Genomic DNA, 18,682 nt, shown 5'->3' with positions numbered 1-18,682 from the left:
TCGCGGTCGCGGGTGGGTACTCCCCGGAGGCCGCGACGAGGTGCGCCGCGGTGGCGGAGCCTGCCGGCGCAGCGCCGGAATTCGCCGGAGACCACACATTGTGATAGGGATGCATGCTATGTCCGAGGCTCGTTCTTCGCTGCTGTCAATCGACCCCCACAGGGACCGGCGGAGAAGTCGATAGGTCGGAGAAAGCAGTTGTTGCGAATCAAAGACCGTGACGCAGCCGCGCCATCTCCGGCAGCGCAGCCCGGCGCCACAACCCGTCCGGCCGATTACCGGCTCGACCTCGACGGCCTCCGCGGTATCGCGATCGCCCTGGTAGTCGCCTTCCACGTCTGGTACGGCAAGGTCTCCGGCGGCGTCGACATCTTCCTGGTGCTGTCCGGGTTCTTCTTCACCGGCATGTTGCTACGGCGCGTGGAACGCACCGGCCGGGTCGACGCGTGGCAGGTCGCGACGCGTACAGCCCGTCGGCTACTGCCCGCCCTCATGGTCGTGCTGGCCGCGGTGGGCGTCGCTACGGTGGCGACCAAGCCGTACTCGACCTGGGGCAATATGTCGGGCCAGACCATGGCCTCGGCGCTCTACTACCAGAATTGGTACCTCGCGCAAGCCGCGGAGAGCTATCTGGCCGCCGATCCCTCGGTGAGCCCGCTACAGCATCTGTGGTCCATGGCGGTCCAGGGACAGTTCTATGTGGCCGTCGTCGCGCTGCTGGGGCTGGTCGCGTGGTTGTGCCGGCGCTTCGGCTCGCCGGGTGCGGCCCGGCCCGCGATCGTGGCGCTGTCGATGCTGCTGGGTGCCGCCTCGTTCGTCTACGCCGCCGTTTGGATGACGGTCTCACAGGAGTGGACCTACTACGACAGCGCCGCCCGCGCCTGGGAGTTGCTGACCGGCGCCCTGCTGGCCGCCGCGCTGCCGTGGCTCCGGCTCGGTGCCGGCCGGATCGGGCGATCTCTCGCGGCACTGCTCGCGGTGGGCGGCCTTGTCGCTGTACTGGTATGTGGTCTGCTGTTCGACGGCGCCCGCCAGTTCCCGGGGCCGGCCGCATTGTTCCCGGTGGGTGCCGCGATCGCGCTGATCCTCGCCGGAATTCCCACGGGGAGCGGGCAGCAGCCGATCGTCAACCGCCTGCTCGCCACCCGGCCGATGGTCGAACTCGGTGCCATCGCGTATTCGCTGTATCTGTGGCACTGGCCACTGCTCATCTATTACCTGGTGCAGACCGGGAAGCCACATGCCGGACTCGGCGGCGGACTGCTGGTGATCGGGGCCTCGCTGGTTCTCGCCGTGATCACGAACAAGTTCATCGAGGAGCCGCTGCGGGTGCGCTCGGGCGCAACGGTGCCGATTCCCGTCTGGCGGCGCCGTGTCCCCGGTGTCGCGGTGAGCCTGGTCGGTGTGCTGGTGCTGGGTGCCTGTGTTTCCTGGCAGGTGGTGGTCGCGCGGACGCCTTCCCAGCCGGTCGAGGCGCTGCCGGTGAACGAATACCCGGGCGCCGAGGCATTGTTCGCCGGCGCCGAGGTGCCGACGGCGAAACTGCGGCCCTCGATCCTGGAGGCCTCCAACGATCTACCGGCACCCACCCGCGACGGCTGTATCTCCGACTGGTTCAACAAAGAAGTGGTGACCTGCACCTACGGGGATCCCAACGGTTCCCGCACCATCGCCATGGTGGGCAATTCCCATGCCGAGCACTGGATGCCCGCCATGGACGCGCTGGCCCAGGTCCACGACATCAAGGTGGTCGTGTACCTGAAGATGGGCTGTTCGCTCAATATCCGCGACGACGCCCAGTACCGCGGTCTCGATATCTCCGATTGCCGCGACTGGTCGCGCGCGGTGATCGACCTGCTGGCCGCCGACCCGCCGGACTGGGTCTTCACCACCGCCACGGCCCCGATCTGGCCCAGCGGGGGCGACGTGGTGCCCGCCGAATACCTCGATGTGTGGGCAGCGCTGGCCGAACGCAATCTGAACGTTCTCGCCATCCGGGACACTCCGTGGCTGCGCAGCCCGACCGGTGTCCGCTACAGCGCGGTGGACTGCCTCGCCGCCGGTGGGGACAGCGCGACCTGCGGTATGCAGCGCGCCGCGGCTCTGGCGCCGGTCAATCCCGCACTGCTCCACGCGGCGGCGTTCCCGAATATGCGCCTGCTGGATCTCACCGACTCGGTATGCGGACCGCAGATCTGCCGGGTGGTCGAAGGCAATGTGCTGGTGTACCACGACGAGCATCACCTCAGTGCCAGCTACGCGCGTACCCTCGCCCCGGAATTGGAACGGCAGATCGGGATCGCCACCGGCTGGTGGTGAGCCGATCTGCCGACCGCAGGCGAAGTACACCGCAGTTCGAGCCCCCGATAACCCCTCACCACGGGGTTATCGGGGGCTTGACCCACAGCAGTTTCTCGTCGCGGTGCGGTCGTCGCGCGGCCGGGTGATCGGGATTACGTTCGGCCCATGCCCCCTTCTCGTCCAGGAGGAGGGCCACTGATCGCCAGGTCTCCGCGGTGCTCGGCGGGTTGACCCCCGCCGCGCGCGCCAGTTTGCGCCGCACCGGGTCGGGCAGTTCGAGTAGTTCGGAACCGGTGATCTCCCGGTCCCACAGATATCCGGCCAGCTGCCGCGCCTTGGCGGCCCGGCCTGCCTCCGCGGCCGGGGAATGCGCGTAATCGGCCATACACAAGTGTAAATGGGCCCCGGACAGCACTGCGCGGTGCCGCGTTCTCACACGACACCGCGCACCCACGCCGTTGTGGGGTTCCCCCTGGCCACGCTCGCGGACAGTGGTACGCGCCATTGCGTCCACGATGTGCCCACACCGATGACCAAGCTGTAGTTGTGTCCCCGGCAGCCGTCCCGTCGTAACCAGGGGGGCCGAAACCCCGCGCCGACGGAGTCGGCGCCGATAACTCAGTACGCGCTGTTGACGTTGTCCATCGAGCCGTACTTGTGGGCGGCGTAGTTGCAGGCCGCGACGATGTTCGAGACCGGGTTCCAGACATCGAACGGAGTACCGGGCACGTGGTACGCGGCGAAGGTGGGGTCGATCACCTGGAGCAGGCCCTTGGAGGGGATGCCCGCGATGGCGTTCGAGTCCCAGAGGTTGATGGCGCCCGGGTTGCCCGAGGATTCGCGCAGGATATTGCGCTGGATGCCCTCGTAGCTGCCCGGGATGCCGTTCGCGTGCATGATGTCGAGAGCTTGGCGGATCCAGCCGTCCAGGTTGTTGGGGTAGACCGGGGCGGGAGCCGGGGCCGGTGCGGGAGCAGGCGCCGGTGCCGGTGCAGGGGCCGGTGCGGGGGCAGGGGCCGGCGCGGCGGCCGCCACAGGTTCCACCTGCGGTGCCGGGGCTTCGGCGGCCTCGGTTACGGCTGCGGCCGGTTTCTGCTCGGCGACCATGGCGATCTTGTTGGGGGCGCTGTTGTCGGCCATGGAGACCGCGGAGGACGCGGTAACGGCGACGACACCGGCGGTGGCGAGCACAAAGCCCATCGCTTCGCGTTTGGTACGACGGCGCAGGCTGGAGAAACGGTGGTTGGACATGAGCGGATTCGGTTCCTTGATCGGTCTCGGGATCCGGCCCGGTTCGGGCAGCACGGATCTTCGGCGGCGACCGGTGGGTCGCGACCGGAAAACATGACTGTGCTGTTGTCGGGTTTGGTTGTGTGACACCGAACGCAGGCCGGTTCGGGTCCGGAAGGCGCATCCGCGGTGCCGGGTGGTTTCCCGGGCCGCCGCGCCGGCGGAGCTCCACCTCCCGGTGGAGTAGAGTGGTTCGGGTTCGGCCGTCGCCATACCGTGTTCGGTATTCATCTACGGCGCTGTGCCGGGTTGTTCCGGCCGGTTGTTTCCAACCCGGCGTTCACAATCTCGCGGAGCAGTCGAACCTCAGGTCGTTTCCGACCGGATCTCAGAATGGTCACGGCAGGTGAACGGCAGGTGAACGGAGCCTGAGAAAAAAATGAGTGCGATCTTGAACCCCGAAATGAACGCGTTCCAGTATCCCTGCGACCTGGGGAAATGTGTTTAAACATCATGTGGCGCACGACACAAAACTTTTGGTGGTACATCCGTGATTCAGCTTCTCGTGACGGTTCCGTAATGGAGATCCCACCGAATCCGTCAGGGTCGAAGCGGTCATCGAAGCAGGTAGGAGGCGTGCGTCGCTCAGGTGGCCGCCGGGGGTGGCAATCGCGGCGTACGCAATGGTGTGATGAGGTCCGGCAGGCCCCGGCCCGCGCCGCGGCCCGGACGGATATCGGAAAGAGAGCCCGCGATGGACTCGACGACGAGTTACCCACAGTTGTTCAGCCCGCTCCAGTTGGGTGGCATGACACTGCGGAACAGGGTGGTCATGGGGTCGATGCACACCGGCCTCGAGGACCGGGCGTGGGATGTGAACCGCCTGGCCGCCTACTTCGCCGAACGAGCGCGCGGCGGGGTCGGGCTGATCATCACCGGCGGTTACGCCCCGAATCGCACGGGCTGGCTCCTGCCGTTCGGCGCGAAGCTGACCAGCCGTACCGAGGCGTATCGGCACCGCACCATCACCCGCGCTGTACACGACGGCGGTGCCAAGATCGCGCTGCAGATCCTGCACGCGGGCCGCTATGCCTATGTACCGGGTAGCGTCTCCGCCTCCTCGATCAAGGCCCCGATCAACCCGTTCCGCCCGCGCGCACTATCGGACCGTGGGGTCCGGCGCACTATCGACGATTACGTGCGCTGCGCCGAACTGGCTCGATTCGCCGGCTACGACGGCGTCGAAATCATGGGCGGCGAAGGCTATTTCATCAACCAGTTCCTCGCCCCGCGCACCAATCACCGTACCGATCGCTGGGGTGGGTCCGCGGCGAACCGCCGACGGCTGGCCGTGGAAATCGTGCGCCGGACCCGCGCGGCCACCGGCCCGGATTTTCTGATCGTCTTCCGGTTGTCGATGGCCGAACTCGTCGAGAACGGCCAGAATTTCGCCGAAATCATCGAGCTGGCAAAGGAACTCGAGGCAGCCGGTGTCAGTGTGCTCAACACCGATATCGGCTGGCACGAGGCGCGTGTGCCGACCATCGTCACCTCGGTCCCGCGCGCGGCGTTCGTGGAATTCACCGCCAAGATCACCGCGGCGGTGGATATTCCGGTGTGCGCGTCGAACCGGATCAATATGCCGGAAATCGCCGAGGAGATCCTGACCCGCGGCGATGCCCAGCTGATCTCCATGGCACGGCCGCTGCTCGCCGATCCGGAATGGGCGAACAAGGCGGCCGCGGGCCGTGGCGACGAGATCAATACCTGTATCGCCTGTAACCAGGCCTGCCTCGATCACGCTTTCCAGCGCAAGACGGTGTCCTGTCTGCTGAACCCGCGGGCCGGTCACGAAACCGAACTCGTGCTGGCGCCCACGCGGCGGACGAAACATATCGCGGTGGTGGGTGCCGGGCCGGCGGGCCTGGCGGCCGCGGTGAACCTGGCCGAGCGCGGGCACCGAGTCGAGTTGTTCGAAGCGCTGGACCGTATCGGCGGGCAGTTCGATATCGCCCGGCGTATCCCCGGCAAGGAGGAATTCGACGAATCCATTCGCTACTTCACCCGCAAGCTCGAGGTCGCCGGGGTGCAGGTGCACCTGAACACGAAGGCCACAGCCTCCGCATTGCGCGCCGGTGGGTACGACGAGGTAGTGCTGGCCACCGGGGTGCGGCCGCGGGTGCCCGATATCCCGGGGATCGACCATCCGATGGTGCTGTCCTACTCGGAGCTGGTCCGGGAGCAGAAACCGGTCGGGGACCGGGTCGCCGTGATCGGGGCCGGCGGAATCGGTTTCGATGTGAGCGAGTATCTCACCGTGGAAGGCCATCCCACGCTGAAACCGGACGAATGGAAACAGGAGTGGGGGGTGGACGCCGACGACGAGCAGTTGCGCGGTCAGTTACGCACGCCGCGGCCGGTTCCTGCGGCACGCGAGGTGGTGCTGCTGCAGCGCAAGGACACGCCGTTCGGTAAAGGGCTGGGGAAGACCACGGGCTGGGTGCACCGGGCCGCGCTGAAAGCCAAAGGGGTGCAGCAGATCGGCGGGGTGAACTACGAGCGGATCGACGACGAAGGCGTGCATATCAGTTTCGGGCCGCAGCGAGTACGACCCCGGGTGCTCCGGGTGGACAACGTGATCGTCTGCGCGGGACAGGAATCGGTACGCGACCTCGAATCGGAACTCGCCACCGCGGGAATCCCGGTGCATGTGATCGGCGGCGCGCAGCTGGCCGCCGAGCTGGACGCCAAACGTGCCATCGACCAGGGCACGAGGTTGGCCGCCGAGCTCTAGGGGCGGTCCGGCTCTCGGCGGTGCGAGCCGGGCCCCGGAAATAACCTTTCCCCGAACGTGAGCGCGCGGTAAGGTCTCGTCCTTGTGTCCGGACGAGGTGGGGTGAGGGTGCTCGGGGCAGTGGCCGATTTCCCGGGATATGCGACGGTCTACTGGCGTCTGATGGCCGCCGGGTTCCGGCGGCAGTGGCACTACAAACTGGCCATGTTCGCGGGACTGTTCACCAACTCTGTGTTCGGGTTCGTGCGCGCGTCGGTGATGGTCGCGGCCGTCGGCGCCACCGGGGGGTTCGCCGGATACGACGCCGGTAGCATCGGCGCCTACGTCTGGATCTCGCAGGGCCTGCTCGGCTCCTTGCAGTTCTTGTCCGCGGAACACGAACTCGGCGAACGGATCCGCACCGGGGATATCGTCGTCGATTTCCTCCGGCCCGTCGATGTGCAGCTGAGCAATCTCGCCACCGATATCGGACGCGGCCTCTGCGCTCTGATTCCGCGCCTGGTGCCGAGTCTGCTCATCGGTTCGCTCACCTTCGGCCTGGTGCTGCCCGGTACGCCGGCGTCCTATCTGCTCGGCGCGCTCAGCCTCCTGCTGGGGATCGCGATTTCCTGCCTTGCCCTGTTCGCCCTGACCACACTGGGTTTCTGGGTGGTGGAAACCCGCGGCATCAGAACCCTCTATCAGACCTGCGGTCCTTTTCTCGCGGGCCTCTTCGTTCCGGTGCACATCTTCCCGGACTGGTTGAGGGCACTCGCCAACGCGACGCCGTTCCCGTCGATGTTGCAGGTGCCGGTGGATGTGCTGTCCGGTCGGGTCGTCGGATGGGCCGCGGTACAGGTGGTCGGAACACAGATCTTCTGGCTGCTGGCGGTGGGCGCGCTGGGACGCGTACTGCTGGCGGCGGGCAGGCAGAAGATGGAGGTCCAAGGTGGTTGAGACCGTGCTGCCCGCCACGCCGCGGCCCGGCCCCGCCGGTTCCCGCTGGGCGCCCTACGCCGCGGTGCTGAATTCGCGGATCCGGGCGCAGCGTTCGTACCGGCTGTCCTTCGCCGGCGAAATCCTGGCGGCGACGTTACTGGGTCTCGTGGAATTCGCCGAGGTATGGCTGATCTTCCGGCAGGCGAAGGTGCTGGGCGGGCTTGATATGGATGCCGCGCTCCTACTGTTCGGTCTCAGCAATCTCGCGTTCGCGTCGGCCCAGCTCGTCTGCGGGCATCTGGACAAGCTGCCCACCCTTATCCGGCTCGGGATGCTCGATATCTATCATCTGCGCCCGCAGCCGGTGCTGTTACAGCTGATAACCAGCGATTTCTCGCTGCGCCGGCTGGCCCGGGCCGGTGTCGCGCTGGTCGTCCTGGCTGCCGGGCTGGTGCGCAACGATATCGACTGGTCCACGGACACCGTGGTGCTGCTCCTGCTGACCGTCGTCAGCGGCGCGGTTCTCTTCGCGGGCCTGTTCGTGGTGGCCGCGGGCTGCCAGTTCTTCCTGATCGACGGCGCGGAGCTGACCAACAGCTTCACCTACGGCGGGTCCTTCGCGGCGACCCAGCCCACCTCGGTGTTCCCCACTCCGCTGCGGATTCTGTTCTGCGTCGCGATACCGGTCGCGTTCACGGCCTACTTCCCGACCTTGGCCGTACTGGGTCTACCGGGACCGGCCGGACTGCCGTCCTGGCTCGCCTGGTGCGTACCGCTGGCGGCGGGTTGGGCCTGGCTGCTGGCGGCGCTGATGTGGCGCCTGGGCACCCGGCACTATCAGAGCGGCGGTGGATGAGATGGGAGATCGGTGATGGCCGAGGCGGATTCGATCATCGAAGTCGAGGATCTGACACGGGAGTTCGTCCGGTACCGGCGCGACGGGAAATGGCGGCCGCCCCGGCGCGAGGTGGTCACCGCCGTGGATGCCATGAGCTTCCGGATCGAACGGGGCGCGGCGGTCGGCTATATCGGTGCCAACGGGGCCGGGAAATCGACCACGATCAAAATGCTGAGCGGAATTCTCGTACCCACGTCCGGCAGGGTGCGAACCTGCGGGCTGGAACCGATCCGGCGACGCCGGGAACTGGCCGGCCGGATCGGTGTGGTGTTCGGGCAGCGCTCCCAGCTGTGGTGGGACCTGCCGCTGCGCGAATCGTTCACGATCCTGGCCGCCATCCACCGCTTGGACCCCGTAGCCGGTCGGGCCCGCACCGCGGAACTGGTCGAACAACTGGAAATGGGCGATACCCTCGACACCCCCGTCCGGCAGTTGTCGCTGGGGCAGCGGATGCGCGCCGAGGTCGCGGCGGCGCTCCTGCACTCCCCGGAGCTGATCGTTCTCGACGAGCCGACCATCGGCCTGGATGTCCTGTCCAAACAGCGGTTGCGCGAGTTCCTGCGGGCCGAACGGCTGGAACGTGGCACCACACTGTTGCTCACCACGCACGATATGGGGGATATCGAGCGGCTCTGCGACCGCGTGCTGGTGGTGGATCATGGGCGGCTCGCCTACGACGGATCGCTGCCGGGTCTGGGGGCGATGGTGGGAGCACAGCGGGTCTTGGCCGTCGATCTCACCACGCCGGCGCCGCCGCTGGGCGACCTGCCCGGGGTGCAGCTACTGGGCTACGAAGCCGAGGGAATGCGGCAGCGGCTCGCCTTCGACGCCGACACCACGACCGCCGCCCAGCTACTGGCCGATGTCTCGGCCCGCGCCGAGGTCCGCGATCTGTCCATCGAGGAACCCGATATCGAGGACATTGTGCGGCGGTTGTACGAAACCGCTCGATGAAACGCCGAGGCGCCGGACCCGCGGGGACCGGCGCCTCGACGCTGCGGTGTTCATGCCATCCGGAACGGGACGGCGGGCCCGGCGAGGCATCCCTTCCGCCGGGCTCGACGCGCTGGAGCTCCTACATTTCCGCGTTGCCGGCTTTCCATTCCGGCCACGGGATGTTCCAGTCACCCAGACCGTCCACTCCGGACAGGGTGCCACCCACCGTGTTCTTCACGATCGTGATGTCGCCGCGTTTGGCGTTGTTGTACACCCACTGGGCATCGGCCGGGCTCAGGTTCAGGCAGCCGTGGCTGGTGTTCGTATTGCCCTGGGCGCCCAGCGACCACGGCGCCGAATGGAAGAAGATCCCGCTGTAGGACATCCGGGTGGCCCAGTCCACATCGGTGCGGTAGCCGTCGGGGGAGTTCACCGCGACCCCGTAGGTGGAGGAGTCCATCACAATGTGCTCGTGCCGGTCGGCCAGGATATAGATGCCGTTGTCCGTGGGGGTGTCGTCCTTGCCCATGGATGTGGGCATCGTGCGGATGACCTGACCGTTCTTCTCCACCGTCACCATCTTCGTGTTGTCGTCGGCGGTGAAGATCACCGCGTCACCCACCACGAAATGCGACTGGATGTCGTTCTGGCCGTACAGGCCGTTGCCGAGATCCTTGCCGTAGACGTTCACGTCGATGCTCACCCGGGTCCCGGGGGCCCAGAAATGCTCGGGCCGCCATCGGACCTCGCGGTTGTTCACCCAGTAGAACGCACCTTCCACCGGCGGCTCGGTCTTGATGGTGATGGCGTCCTGCGCGGCTTTGCGGTCGGGGATGTTCTCGTCGAACTGGATCGCCACCGGCTGTCCGATACCGACGACCTCGCCCTCACCGGGCGTCAGGTAGGGCTTGGTGACATTGCCGGGGGCTGTGGTGGTGAAACTCATACCCGCGGTGGATTCGCCGCCGAGGCCGATGGACCGGGCCTGCAGACGGTACGTCTTGCTGTAGCCCAGCGGTTCGGTCGTCGACCAGCTGCGCCCGTCCTCGGAGAGTTGCCCGGCCACCGGCTGGTTCTCCGAATTGACGAGAGCGACATCGGTGAACAGGCCATCGCTGATCTCGAACTTCATCGGGCTGGCCGGCGAGACGCCGATATCCCCGTCCTTGACGGGGGCGACCAATTTGGGCTTGATGAGTTCGGTGATGGGGTTGCGGTCGATGGCTACGGTGCCCTCCGACGCCTCCGACGACGAACATCCGGTCAACACCATCGCCAGTAAGGCGACCAGGACCATCGGTCCGAAAACCCAACCGATCGGCCTGCGCCGACCACCTATACGCATATCAACCCCGTTTCAAGTCCCGGCACACCCGCTACGCGCCGATGGCTTCGGATCCGACCGATTACCTGCTCACCTCGACCCACCGCAGCGGCGGGATCGGTCGAGACCACGTCCAACATTCTGCCAGCCGCGCCGGAGTGATCCCAACCGTCGAGCATCGCTTCCGGCTCCGGTGGCCCACCTACACATAGGGTTCGGCCTGCCGATTGTTACGGCGTCGTCCGGCTCACACCGGCCCGACTCGGTATCGATTTCACTTCTGCGGCCAGGGCCTGTTAATGTCTGTCCCGCACCGCACGACGGGGCACGCGCCATTAGCTCAATTGGCAGAGCAGCTGACTCTTAATCAGCGGGTTCGGGGTTCGAGTCCCTGATGGCGCACCACCACCGCAATTTCCGAACGGTGAGTTCGATTTCCCGGTGTTCGGGTGAAACCCCAGCTCCCGGCGTATGCGCCGACTACCGACCGAATCATTCGATGGTTCGTGCGAGCGGCCCTGCACCTTCGCACCGGTGCCCCGGACGCACTTCCCGCGATCAGCCAAATCCACCACCGCCTCACCGCTGTTCGCCGCCGACAAACATGCGTACCGATACAACGCCGGTGTGGAATTTGCCACAAGGACACCGCGCCGGACGTAACTGATTTGCATCACCTTCGATTCCGGAAGGTGGCCGGACCGTTCGCTACTCGAGCCCGGGCCGGGTCCACCGGTATCCATTACTGTGCTCAGCATGAGTGAGCCGGGCCCGGTGACGGTGGCGGAGCGTGACCACGCCGGTCCGCGGCTCGCATGCCCGACAGGAGCAGCATGAGCACCGTAGAAGCCGCGCCAGGGCGGGCGCGGGTGGTCGCATGGGGGCTGTGGGACTGGGGGTCGGCCGCCTTCAACGCCGTGATCGCCACGTTCGTTTTCGCTGTCTACCTCACCGACAGCGTGGGTGAGGACCTGCCCGGCGATATCTCCGCCAGTGCATGGCTGGGCTGGGCGCTCGCGATCGCCGGTCTGCTGGTCGCACTGACCGCACCGGTCATCGGGCAGCGTTTCGACGCGACCGCGAATCGTAAACGTTCACTGGCGATCATGACCGCAGTCGTGGTGGGCCTGATGGCCGCCATGTTCTTCGTTCGTGACGAATATCACTATCTGTGGCTGGGGCTGGTGCTGCTGGCGCTCGGTCACGTTTTCTTCGAGCTCTCGACCGTGCCCTACAACGCCATGCTGCGCCAGGTGTCCACGCCGGACACGGTCGGCCGGGTTTCCGGTTTCGGCTGGGCGATGGGGTACTTCGGTGGAATCGTCCTGCTGCTGATCTGCTACCTCGGGTTCATCTCCGGCGACGGCGACGAACGCGGCCTGCTGGGGATCGGCACCGACGACGGGCTGAACATCCGGCTGGTGCTGGTCGTGGCGGCCGTCTGGTTTGCGGTATTCGCGCTGCCGGTGTTCTTCGCGGTCCCGGAGGTGCGCCGGTACCGCGCCGCTCCGGGTGGCGCCACCGCGGGGTTATTAGCCGCGTTCCGGGGGGTGTGCTTGGGGGCCCGGGTGGGGCGCGGACGGGGCGCCGTGCGGGGTGCGGCCACGGCGGGTTTCTTCGCCTCGTACCGGGTGCTGTGGCGGGACCTGCGCGAACTCTGGGTTCTGGACCGCCGGGTGATCTGGTTCCTGCTCGCCAGCGCGGTTTTCCGGGACGGGCTGGCCGGCGTCTTCGCCTTCGGGGCGGTGCTGGCCGTGCAGGTCTACGGGATCAGTGATTCCGATGTACTGCTGTTCGGTATCGGTGCGAACATCGTCGCCGCCCTGGGCGCGATCGTGGCCGGGCGGTTCGACGACTCGGTCGGGCCGAAGCGGGTGATCGTGGTTTCCCTGGCGGCCGCGGTGGTGTGCGGAACAGCGCTACTGGTCGTATCCGGCCCGACGATGTTCTGGATCTTCGGATTGGCGCTGACCCTGTTCGTCGGTCCGGCGCAGGCCTCCGCCCGTTCGTTCCTCACTCGTCTGACACCGCCCGGGCGGGAAGGGCAGCTGTTCGGGCTCTACACCACCACGGGCCGGGCCGCCTCGTTCCTGTCGCCGAGCCTTTTCGGTTTCTTCGTCTGGGCGTTCGACGCGGATCGGGCCGGTATCGCCGGGCTGCTGGTGGTGCTCACTGCCGGGTTGGTCGCGGTGCTACTGGTCGCAGCGCCCGACGACAAGGGCGGCCGGGTGTCCGCACCGGCGCCGGTTGCGTGAGAGTGCCGGTCAGGGTTTCCAGACGCCCATACCGAGGGCGATGAGCCGGACCTGCGCGATCGTGCGCTCGATGATCGGCTGCTGTTCGCGCGGCGGAGCGGATACGTAGTCGGCGATACCGTCGGTTACGGTCGCGACCAGCAGGTCGGCAGCCGCTTCCAAGTCATCCGGGGACCAGGTGTCCAGGGCCGGTACCCGCGACAGATCGGCCACCAGTTCGCGCACGATCAGATGTAGTTCGAGGGCGATCGCCGTGCGCAGTGCCGCACTGCCGCCGCGCTGCTCCCGGATCAGGAATCCGTACAACTCCCGTTTGGCGGCGACCTCGCCGAAGACGAACCGCACCGTTTCCGACAGCCGGGCATCCGGTGTGCGGCGCAGCTGCCGCAGGGCCAGCCGGAGTGCTTGCACGCCTTCGTCGACCAGGGTGGCGCCGAGGTCTTCGAGCGAGGCGAAATGCCGGTAGAAGGCGGTCGGCACGATCCCGGCGGAACGGGCGATCTCGCGCAGGCTCAAGGCGCCGAAACCACGCTCGGCGGCCAGCGCGAGGGTGCCGTCCAGCAGAGCCTGCCGGGTGCGCTCCTTGCGCTCGACGCGGCTCGCTCCCTGATCGGTCATTTCAGTGAGCATACAGCCGTTCACCATTCGATCTTCTCCATCTTGTCGTCCGCGTCACACCGATTCCTGGTTGACAGTTCCATCGGGGTATCCGGCACACTAGTTGAGTGTACATTCGTACACCGAAACCGTTCGAAGTTTCGTGACGCGACCGACAGACAGGGACGGAGAACTCCGATGGCCCTCCTCGACCTGGTACAAACCCTGACCACCCCGCACCCGGTGGACCGGTACCTGGAACTGGTGCGCCCGATGCTCACCGTCCGCGATATGCGGGCCCGGATCGTCGGCGTCGACCGGTCGGTACCGGGCACACTGTCGCTGAGCCTGCAACCGACCCGGCAGTGGGACGGGCTGCTGGCCGGCCAGTTCGTGCAGCTGGGAGTGGTGATCGACGGTGTCCGGCATGTCCGGTGCTATTCGCCGGTGAACTCCCAGCACGATCGGCGCCGCCGGCTCGACCTCACCATCCGGGTGCACCCGCACGGCCTCGTATCGCGCCACCTGCACGAACATGCCGAACCCGGAATGATCCTGGACCTCGAACCGGCCTCCGGGGTGTTCCACCTGCCGTCGCGGCGCCCGGACCGAGTGTTGCTGATCAGCGGCGGTAGCGGGATCACTCCCGTGCTGTCGATGCTGCGCACGCTGGCCGAAGAGGACTACCCGGGCGACGCGGTGTTCCTGCACTACGCGCGGTCACCGGAGCTGGTGCCGCATCGGGACGAACTCGCCGCAATCGCTGCCGCCCACCCGAATATCTCCGTGGAACTGAGGTATCCGGAGCGGGACGGCCGCGGATTCGACCGCGACGAACTCGTCCGGGTGGCGCCGTGGTTCGCCGAGGCGCAGACCTTCCTGTGCGGTCCGCCGCCGCTGATGGAATCGGTGCGCGAGCTCTTCACCGCAGAAGAGCTCAGTGAACGCCTGCACACCGAGGAGTTCGTCGCGACGGCGACCCCGGTGGATACCGCCGAGGTGCACGGGACAACCACCTTCTCGGCCAGTGGGGTCACCGCCGACAACGCCGGGGCATCGCTGCTGGAGCAGGCCGAAGGGGCCGGGCTCAGCCCGGAGTACGGCTGCCGGATGGGGATCTGCTTCTCCTGCACCTCGGTGCGGCGCAGCGGCTGCACCCGCAATCTGCGCACCGGCGAACTGGAAACCGACCCCGACCAGCCGATCCAGCTCTGCGTCCAGGCCGCCGTCGGCGACGTGGACATCGAAATCTGATTTCGCGCACACCGGAATCCGACATCTGCAACGAAGGGGAGAACAGATGACCATCCTCACCGAGACCAAGGACGGACCGCTGGTCCTCTCACCCGATCAAGTCTCCGAGATCGGCCGGACCCTCGACGAACTGCGCGATCGCATCGTCGCCGACCTGGGCGAACGTGACCGCGAATACATCTACAACATCATCAAGGCACAGCGCGGATTCGAGATCGCCGGGCGCGGACTGATGTATCTGGGTTTTCTGCCGCCGTTCTGGCTGGCCGGCGTCGCCGCGCTGAGCGTGTCGAAGATCCTGGACAATATGGAAATCGGCCACAACGTGATGCACGGCCAGTTCGACTGGATGCGTGAGCCGACCCTGAATTCGCGGGTGTTCGAATGGGATACGGTCTGCCCCGCCGACCAGTGGAAGCACTCGCACAACTACATGCACCACACCTACACCAACATTCACGGACGTGACCGGGATATCGGCTACGGCGTGCTGCGTATCGACGAGGATCAGGATTGGCACCCGTACTACCTGGGCAACCCGCTGTACGCGTTCCTGCTGATGGTGTTCTTCGAATGGGGCGTGATGCTGCACGACCTCGAGGCCGACAACATCGTGAAGGGCAAACGCAGCTGGGCGGACCTCAAACCGCTGATCAAGGGTCAGTTGCGTAAGTCGGGGCGGCAGGTGCTCAAGGACTATGTGGCATTTCCGCTGCTGTCCGGGCCGCTGTTCCTGTCCACGCTGGCCGGCAATGTGACGGCCAACCTGGTGCGCAACCTCTGGGCCTACTCGATCATCTTCTGCGGGCATTTCCCCTCAGGGGTGCAGAGCTTCACCGAGGAGGAGACCGCCGACGAGACGCGCGGCGAATGGTATGTCCGGCAGATGCTGGGTTCGGCGAACATCACCGGCAGCCCGCTGTTCCACATCATGTCCGGCAACCTGTCGCACCAGATCGAGCATCACCTGTTTCCGGATCTGCCCGCCAACCGGTATCCGGAGATCGCACCGGAGGTGCGGGCCCTGTGCGAGAAGTTCGGCCTGCCCTACAACACCGGACCGCTCGGAAAGCAGATCGGTTCGGTCTGGGCCAAGATCTTCCAACTGGCCCTGCCGCCGCAGATCCAGGAGTCCCGGTTCGCCCGTTTCCTGCCCGCTGTACTGCGGAAACGGGCGGAGCCCGGTGTTATCGTGATGCGTCAGCAGAGTCCAACCGGAGCGGGCGTGTGATGATCGGCAAATTCGAGGCCAACAAGGACCTGATCCAGGAACTCACTTCCTCGGGCGCGCGCCGGGTCGGCAATATCGCGGGGATCATCACCGGTACGGTCGCAGAGGTGACGCGAGAGATCGGTGAGTGGATCACCGACGCGATCGAGATGAACGAGGCCGCCGCGGCGGCCCGCCGCGATTCGGCTGCCGAGACCGGCCGGGACGCCGCGGCGGAACCCGGTGGTCCGGCTGTGCCCGAGGCGAACGGGACAGAGACATCGCCCTCCGCGGAGGTTGTGGACGCCGATGTGGTGGACGCGGAGATCGCGGATCCCGGCCGCACCGGCAAAAATTCCTGATCGGTTCCGACAGCCGCCCGGTGGGATAATTCACACCGGGCGGTTACCCATGGGCTAACCTCTGGTCTCGTGCCCGCCTATGTGTCCTCCCCGGAGCTGACCTTCGGATTCCTGTTCGCGCTGGAGGATCCCGAGCGGATAGCCGAGGTGGTGCGCGGCCTGATGGAACGGAAGACGGTATCGGTTTTCCGGCTCGCGCGGCTGTCCGACGACGCCGGACCGCCGGAACGCTACGTGGTGAATTGGGCCGCGATCCCGCAGATATCCATCACCACCGACGCGCCCGATGCCGGCGTCCTGCGCGCCGAGCGGGTGATGCTGGTCAACGCATTCCTGGGGGAGGGCGGGGAGGTCCGGCTGTACTCGGCCGAGGGGCGAGCCCCGGAGTGATCCGGGGGGTGAATCCGGTGATCGTCCCGTGACTGGTGGTGATCCGCCGTTATCGAACTGTAGCCTTGTTCCGGGGTTCGTATGACCGATGGGCAAGGAGTTGGACGCTGTGGAGAACGTATTACGGCTGTTGATCGTGCTAGGGGGCACGCTGGCCGTGACGATCGCGATCGGCTGGGCCATCGACCGCGGGCTGCGGTACTGGTCGGCCCGGCATCCGAAGACCCCGATTCCCGGCCTGCTGCGGCGGGTGCAACTGCCGCTGCAACTGTTCCTCGGATTCGCCGCCCTCCGGATGACCTACCCGCTGGCCGATCTGAACCTGCGGCAGGACACGGTGATCCTCAGTGTCCTGGCCACGATGGTCACCATGTCGGCGGTATGGCTGGTGGTGCGAATCGCCGACGCCATCGCAGACGGCCTGCTCAACACCTATTCACGCCGCGCGCGGGATCCGCGCCGGGTGCGCCAGCTCAACACCCAGTTCACGCTGATCCGGCGGATCGCCAGCACCGTGCTGGCAATCGCCACCGCCGCGATCGCCATGCTGGTGCTGTTTCCCGAACTGCGCGTTCTGGGAACCTCGCTGCTGGCCTCGGCCGGCATCATCGGCATCATCGCCGGTGTGGCGGCCCAATCCACACTGAGCAATCTGATGGCCGGTCTGCAGATCGCCTTCGGTGATTCGGTGAAGATCGGCGATACGGTCGTGGTCGAGGGCGAGATGGGCACCGTCGAGGAGATCACGCTGTCCTTCCTGACCGTGCGGATCTGGGACGACCGCCGGCTCACCATGCCGGTGTCCTACTTCAACAGCAAACCGTACGAGAACTGGTCCAAGGGCGGTAACGAGATGACCGGCACCGTATTCCTGCATCTGGATCACAGCACGCCGGTGGCCGAACTGCGCGCGCATCTCTACGAATATCTGAGCGATCACCCGGATTGGGACGGTCGCAGCTGGAACCTGCTGGTCACCGACAGCACCCCGACCGGTATCGAGGTTCGCGCGTCGATGACGGCGCGTGACCCGGACGCGGTGTGGTCGCTGCGTTGTGCGGTACGCGAGGAACTTATCGGCTGGCTCAACGAGAACTACCCCGGCGCGCTGCCCCGGCTGGCGGCGCTGGACGGGCTCGACGCGACGGCTCGCTAGCGGCCGAACCGGCGGGCACCTCCAGGATTCCTTCACGAGTTGATCTCGATGGCGTGTCTTTATCCCGCGTTTATCGCGAAACGGTGTGTTGTACCTCACAATTGAGGTACGGCCGCGCTGAAGTCCGGCCGGCCGGGCCAGCACTCTCGAAGGAGCCCGATCACTATGTCTGCTCCCGCCGGTTATCCGGTCCGTATCCGCGGCGATCTGGATCCCGCGCTGTCGCGCTGGATGTGGATCGTCAAATGGATCCTCGCCATACCGCATTACATAGTCTTGTTCTTCCTGCATATCGGCTATGCCGTGGTGACGGTGATCGCTTTCTTCGCGATTCTGATCACCGGCCGATATCCGCGGGCGCTGTTCGATTACAGCGTCGGTGTGATCCGCTGGTCCTGGCGGGTGAGCTACTACGCCTGGACCCCGGCCGGAACGGATAAATACCCGCCGTTCAGCCTGGCGGCCGACGACGACTACCCCGCGGACCTGGACGTCGACTATCCGCCGGCCCTGCATCGCGGTCTGGTGCTGGTGAAGTGGTGGCTGCTGGCCATTCCGCATTACCTGATCATCGGTGCGATGACCGGAGCGGCCTGGGTGGTGACCGACGACGCGGACGTTATGGCCAGTGCGGCCGGGTTGCCGCTGATCGGTGTGCTGACCTTGGTGGCACTGGTCGGCCTGCTCTTCGCCGCGCGGTACTCCCAGGGGCTGTTCGACTTCGTGATGGGTGTCAACCGGTGGATGTTGCGGGTGCAGGTCTATTCGTCACTACTGCGTGACGAATATCCGCCTTTCCGGCTGGACCAAGGTGCCCGTGAGCAGGTACCGCCGGCTGTCGACACGACCAAACCTGTGGCCTGAGCGCCGCCGCTCGGCGGAGCGCGAAAGCGCTGTGGGCGTGCTCAGCGGCCGCCTACAGAATCGAAAAGCAGCAGGGGCGGGGGGGGGAGATGAAAACCCACCCCCCCGCCCAGAAGGGTGGGTGGAGGGGAAGGGAAACGCCGCCACCACCGAATAAAACAGGGGGGGGTAACAAAATAAAAAAAAGACCAAT

The 18,682-nt window shown here is 66.3% G+C and carries 16 protein-coding genes and 1 tRNA gene; 13 read left to right on the top strand and 4 right to left on the bottom strand.

Annotated features, from left to right (window positions below):
• Window positions 1-198: 198 nt before the first annotated feature.
• Window positions 199-2,319, top strand: a complete 2,121-nt coding sequence (locus QH195_RS20840; protein WP_432278329.1) for an acyltransferase family protein — start codon at window positions 199-201, stop codon at window positions 2,317-2,319.
• 55 nt (window positions 2,320-2,374) lie between these two features.
• Here the strand turns inward: QH195_RS20840 and QH195_RS20835 are convergent, their stop codons facing one another.
• Both QH195_RS20835 and QH195_RS20830 read right to left on the bottom strand, forming a co-directional pair.
• Window positions 2,375-2,686, bottom strand: coding sequence for a hypothetical protein (locus tag QH195_RS20835; RefSeq protein ID WP_280436675.1), 312 nt, complete (start codon window positions 2,684-2,686; stop codon window positions 2,375-2,377).
• A 233-nt stretch (window positions 2,687-2,919) separates the two neighbouring features.
• Window positions 2,920-3,552: a transglycosylase SLT domain-containing protein gene (locus QH195_RS20830; protein WP_280436674.1), complete on the bottom strand. Its 633-nt coding sequence runs from the start codon at window positions 3,550-3,552 to the stop codon at window positions 2,920-2,922.
• Window positions 3,553-4,285: 733 nt separating this feature from the next.
• Between QH195_RS20830 and QH195_RS20825 the strand changes: the two genes are divergently transcribed.
• The 4 genes from QH195_RS20825 to QH195_RS20810 all read left to right on the top strand — a co-directional run bounded on the left by QH195_RS20825 (window position 4,286) and on the right by QH195_RS20810 (window position 9,095).
• Window positions 4,286-6,325, top strand: coding sequence for an NADPH-dependent 2,4-dienoyl-CoA reductase (locus tag QH195_RS20825; RefSeq protein WP_280436673.1), 2,040 nt, complete (start codon window positions 4,286-4,288; stop codon window positions 6,323-6,325).
• A gap of 108 nt (window positions 6,326-6,433) precedes the next feature.
• Window positions 6,434-7,261 (top strand): ABC transporter permease, encoded by an 828-nt coding sequence (locus tag QH195_RS20820; protein ID WP_280436672.1) that lies wholly within the window; start codon window positions 6,434-6,436, stop codon window positions 7,259-7,261.
• Window positions 7,254-8,099: an ABC transporter permease gene (locus QH195_RS20815; RefSeq protein WP_280436671.1), complete on the top strand. Its 846-nt coding sequence runs from the start codon at window positions 7,254-7,256 to the stop codon at window positions 8,097-8,099. Before QH195_RS20820 ends, QH195_RS20815 begins: the two co-directional genes overlap by 8 nt.
• A gap of 15 nt (window positions 8,100-8,114) precedes the next feature.
• Window positions 8,115-9,095 (top strand): ABC transporter ATP-binding protein, encoded by a 981-nt coding sequence (locus QH195_RS20810; RefSeq protein ID WP_280436670.1) that lies wholly within the window; start codon window positions 8,115-8,117, stop codon window positions 9,093-9,095.
• A gap of 121 nt (window positions 9,096-9,216) precedes the next feature.
• On the opposite strand, the gene QH195_RS20805 is transcribed toward QH195_RS20810, so the two are convergent.
• Complete coding sequence (locus tag QH195_RS20805; RefSeq protein ID WP_280422610.1) at window positions 9,217-10,422, bottom strand: L,D-transpeptidase; 1,206 nt, start codon at window positions 10,420-10,422, stop codon at window positions 9,217-9,219.
• 308 nt (window positions 10,423-10,730) lie between these two features.
• On the opposite strand from QH195_RS20805, the gene QH195_RS20800 reads away from it, so the two are divergent.
• Together QH195_RS20800 and QH195_RS20795 are read left to right on the top strand one after the other, a co-directional pair.
• Window positions 10,731-10,806: transfer RNA gene (locus QH195_RS20800), tRNA-Lys, on the top strand.
• 428 nt (window positions 10,807-11,234) lie between these two features.
• Window positions 11,235-12,656, top strand: a complete 1,422-nt coding sequence (locus tag QH195_RS20795; RefSeq protein WP_280436669.1) for an MFS transporter — start codon at window positions 11,235-11,237, stop codon at window positions 12,654-12,656.
• A 9-nt stretch (window positions 12,657-12,665) separates the two neighbouring features.
• Here the strand turns inward: QH195_RS20795 and QH195_RS20790 are convergent, their stop codons facing one another.
• Complete coding sequence (locus QH195_RS20790; RefSeq protein ID WP_280436668.1) at window positions 12,666-13,274, bottom strand: TetR family transcriptional regulator; 609 nt, start codon at window positions 13,272-13,274, stop codon at window positions 12,666-12,668.
• A gap of 177 nt (window positions 13,275-13,451) precedes the next feature.
• On the opposite strand from QH195_RS20790, the gene QH195_RS20785 reads away from it, so the two are divergent.
• The 6 genes from QH195_RS20785 to QH195_RS20760 all read left to right on the top strand — a co-directional run bounded on the left by QH195_RS20785 (window position 13,452) and on the right by QH195_RS20760 (window position 18,489).
• Entirely contained in the window at window positions 13,452-14,507 is a 1,056-nt protein-coding gene (locus QH195_RS20785) for a ferredoxin reductase (RefSeq protein WP_280436667.1), read from the top strand.
• A gap of 46 nt (window positions 14,508-14,553) precedes the next feature.
• Window positions 14,554-15,738 (top strand): fatty acid desaturase family protein, encoded by a 1,185-nt coding sequence (locus QH195_RS20780; RefSeq protein ID WP_280422111.1) that lies wholly within the window; start codon window positions 14,554-14,556, stop codon window positions 15,736-15,738.
• Entirely contained in the window at window positions 15,738-16,079 is a 342-nt protein-coding gene (locus QH195_RS20775; protein WP_280436681.1) for a hypothetical protein, read from the top strand. The genes QH195_RS20780 and QH195_RS20775 overlap by 1 nt, the downstream gene beginning before the upstream one ends.
• 69 nt (window positions 16,080-16,148) lie before the next feature.
• The gene (locus QH195_RS20770) at window positions 16,149-16,469 is read left to right on the top strand and encodes a hypothetical protein (protein ID WP_280422110.1); all 321 of its coding nucleotides are present in this window, start codon (window positions 16,149-16,151) and stop codon (window positions 16,467-16,469) included.
• A gap of 88 nt (window positions 16,470-16,557) precedes the next feature.
• Entirely contained in the window at window positions 16,558-17,625 is a 1,068-nt protein-coding gene (locus QH195_RS20765; RefSeq protein WP_280422109.1) for a mechanosensitive ion channel family protein, read from the top strand.
• Window positions 17,626-17,790: 165 nt separating this feature from the next.
• Window positions 17,791-18,489, top strand: a complete 699-nt coding sequence (locus tag QH195_RS20760; RefSeq protein ID WP_280436666.1) for a DUF4389 domain-containing protein — start codon at window positions 17,791-17,793, stop codon at window positions 18,487-18,489.
• The last annotated feature ends 193 nt before the right edge of the window (window positions 18,490-18,682 follow it).

Source organism: Nocardia carnea, from assembly GCF_029868855.1.
GTDB lineage: Bacteria > Actinomycetota > Actinomycetes > Mycobacteriales > Mycobacteriaceae > Nocardia > Nocardia carnea_A.
Note: the sequence above shows the minus strand (reverse complement) of the source record. Positions and strands in the feature narration are given on the sequence as shown.